We start from the raw sequence: 3,560 nt of genomic DNA, 5'->3' as shown, positions 1-3,560 counted from the left end.
CACCCGCCCCTTCCCGAACCGGGCTCTGCCCGGACCCGCCACCGCGCTCCGCGCGGTGCTTACGGGGGGGGGGGCCCCCCCCCCCCCCCCCCCCCCCCCCCCCCCCGGGGGGGGGCCGCCCCCCCCCCGGGGGCCCCCCCCCCCCCCCCCCCGGCGATGCGTCAGTGACCTGCGCTGTCCACGACGGAGGACCATTCGTCCAGGAGCGCCTGGGCCGACGCGTCGTCGGGCCCCTCCGCCCACAGATGGGTGACGGCTTCCGACGGATCGGGGAGGACCATCACCCACCGGCCGTCGGCCTCGACCACGCGCACACCGTCAGTGGTGTCCACGTGCCTGTCCCCGGCGGCCTCGACCACGCGCCGCATCACGAGCCCCTTGACCGCCCACGGCGTCGCGAGGTCCCGCTTGAGCACATGGGCCCGCGGGATGCGGGCGTCGATCTGGCTCAGTGTGAGCTGGGTACGGGCGACCAGGCCGACCAGCCGCACGAACGCGGCCGTGCCGTCGAAGACACTGCTGAACTCCGGCACGATGAAGCCGCCGCGACCGTCGCCGCCGAAGATCGTGGTCTCCTCCCGGCACACCCTCGTCAGGTCGTCAGGGGACGTCGTCGTCCACTCCACCTGCGTGCCGTGGTACGCCGCCACCTGCTCGGCGATCCTCGTCGTCGTCACCGGCAGCGCCACACCGCCGCTGCGCCGCTCCGCCGCGACCAGGTCGAGCAGCACCAGCAGCGCACGGTCGTCCTCGACGATCCGGCCCCGCTCGTCGACCAGCGAGATCCGTTCACCGACGGGGTCGAAGCGGACACCGAACGCCGCACGCGCGGAGGCGACGATCTCCCCGAGCCGGACCAGGCCGGACCTCCGGGTGTCCGCGGACTCCGTCGGCCGCGCCTCGTCGAGTCCGGGATTGATCGTCAGCGCGTCCACCCCGAGGCGTCCCAGGAGGCTCGGCAGCACAAGACCGGCGCTGCCGTTGGACGCGTCGATGACCACCTTGAGGCCCGACTCGGCGATCCCGGTGGTGTCCACGTTCCGCAGCAGGGAGCCGGTGTACGAGTCGAAGACGCTCGACGGGAAATGCAGATCGCCGATCTCCCCTGGGAACGCACGCCGGTACTCCTGGCGCGCGTACACCCGGTCCAGCTTCCGCTGCCCACCCTGCGAGAGGTCCGCACCACGTTCGTCGAAGAACATGATGTCGACGGAGTCGGACACCCCCGGTGACGTCCGGATCATGATGCCGCCCGCACTTCCGCGGGCCGTCTGCTGCCGCGCCACGGGCAACGGCACGTTCTCCAGGTCGCGTACGTCGATGGCACTGGCCTGAAGCGCCGAGATCACCGCCCGCTTCAGTGCGCGGGCACCTCGCGAGTGGTCACGCGCGGTGGTGACCGTGGCGCCCTTCTTCAGCGTGGTCGCGTACGCGCCGGCCAGGCGCACCACGACCTCTGGTGTGATCTCCACGTTGAGGATGCCGGACACGCCTCTTGCACCGAAGAGGTGCGCCTGGCCCCGGGCCTCCCAGATGACGGACGTGTTGACGAACGCGCCGGCCTCGACGGTCTTGAACGGATAGACCCGGACGTTGCCCTGGACGATCGATTCTTCGCCGACGAGGCACTCGTCACCGATGACGGCGCCGTCCTCGATGCGGGCGGCGCGCATGATGTCGGTGTTCTTGCCGATGACGCAGCCGCGGAGATTGCTCTGCGGACCGATGTAGACGTTGTCGTGGACCACGGCCTTGTGCAGGAACGCCCCGGTCTTCACGACGACGTTGGATCCCACGACGGTGTGCTCGCGGATCTCGACGCCTGCTTCGACCTTGGCGTAGTCGCCGATGTAGAGCGGGCCTCGCAGTGTCGCGTCGGGATGCACCTCCGCGCCCTCCGCGACCCACACACCGGGAGAGATCTCGAAGCCGTCGAGCTCGACGTCCACCTTGCGTTCCAGGACGTCGGCCTGAGCCTTCACATAGCTCTCGTGAGTGCCGACGTCCTCCCAGTAGCCCTCGGCGACATAGCCGTAGATCGGCTTGCCTTCCTTCATGAGCTGCGGGAAGACATCCCCGGACCAGTCGACGGGAACGTCGGGCTGGACATAGTCGAAGACCTCGGGCTCCATCACGTAAATGCCCGTGTTGACCGTGTCGGAGAAGACCTGCCCCCACGTCGGCTTCTCGAGGAAGCGCTCGACCTTTCCCTCTTCGTCGACGATCGTGATGCCGAATTCCAGCGGATTCGGTACCCGCGTCAGACACACGGTGACCAATGCGCCCTTCTCCTTGTGGAAGGAGATGAGGTCGGTCAGGTCGAAGTCGGTGAGGGCGTCACCGGAAATCACGAGGAACGCGTCGTCCTTCAGCGCTTCCTCTGCGTTCTTCACACTGCCGGCAGTGCCGAGTGGCTTCTCCTCGTTGGCATAAGTGAGCTCCATTCCGAGCTCTTCGCCGTCACCGAAGTAATTCTTCACAAGTGAGGCGAGAAATTGCACGGTCACAACGGTCTCGGTGAGCCCGTGCCGCTTGAGCAGCCTGAGCACGTGCTCCATGATTGGCCGGTTGGCCACCGGCAGGAGCGGCTTGGGCATGCTCGAGGTCATGGGGCGAAGTCGGGTACCTTCGCCGCCGGCCATCACGACGGCCTTCATGTCGGAAGCGTCCTCCTTGAAGAGACGACTGTCTGGCCGACTTCACCCGTCCAGAAGTGACCGCTGGTGACATGTGGTGACACGCGCGGCCGGCGACACAGCGCGCTCCCACACCGACGAGGTCAATCGGCCATAGTGTCCGCTTTGACGAGACGGCGGACTTGAATCACATAGAGGATCCCTGCCCACCAATACAGAGTTGTACCCCATCCCGCGAACGCCCATCCGAAAATCGCCGCGAGTGACGCAAGCCACCCCGTTCCGTCACTCAGGAGCAGCAAGGGGAAGGCGTACATGAGGTTGAAGGTGGCTGCCTTGCCCAGGAAGTTCACCTGGGGCGGCGGATAGCCGTGGCGACGGAGGATTCCCACCATCACCAGCAGCATCACTTCACGTGCCAATAGCGCGGCCGTCAGCCAGAGCGGCAGAATCTCCCGCCAGGTGAGACCGACAAGGGTCGACAGGATGTAGAGACGGTCGGCGGCCGGGTCGAGGATGCGCCCCAGGCTGCTGATCTGATTCCAGCGTCGGGCCAGCTTCCCGTCGAGATAGTCACTGACGCCGCTGAGCATCAGAACCAGCAAGGCCCAGCCGTCACTCTTGGGCCCGCCGAACTCGGGGCGGAGAATCAGCCACAGGAACAGCGGCACGCCGACGAGGCGAGCCATGCTCAGGATGTTGGGGATGGTGAGTACCCGGTCCGTTTGAACGCGGGTCTCCTGGACCTCCACCCGGGGGCCTCCTGTGTGGAACGTGCCGACGATGCTCCCTGACCTTACCTGCAGCTGGTGCCGGCCTGTGCAGTGCCCCCCTGAACGCAGGAAAGCCCCGCACCAGAGGTGCGGGGCTTTCCCACAATGATTGTTCGGCGGCGTCCTACTCTCCCACAGGGTCCCCCCTGCA

2 protein-coding genes are annotated in these 3,560 nt (G+C 67.2%); both read right to left on the bottom strand.

All coding sequences use genetic code 11. The features are described from left to right. Positions 1-161: 161 nt before the first annotated feature. Complete coding sequence (locus tag ACIPJI_RS35495; protein WP_307705323.1) at positions 162-2,657, bottom strand: mannose-1-phosphate guanyltransferase; 2,496 nt, start codon at positions 2,655-2,657, stop codon at positions 162-164. A gap of 122 nt (positions 2,658-2,779) precedes the next feature. After that, complete coding sequence (locus ACIPJI_RS35490) at positions 2,780-3,388, bottom strand: CDP-alcohol phosphatidyltransferase family protein (protein ID WP_005320121.1); 609 nt, start codon at positions 3,386-3,388, stop codon at positions 2,780-2,782. Between the last annotated feature and the right edge of the window lie 172 nt (positions 3,389-3,560).

It is taken from the genome of Streptomyces sp. NPDC086835, assembly GCF_044745705.1.
GTDB lineage: Bacteria > Actinomycetota > Actinomycetes > Streptomycetales > Streptomycetaceae > Streptomyces.
The sequence above is the reverse complement of the archived record's forward strand: the minus strand, read 5'-3'. Positions and strand labels throughout refer to the sequence as shown.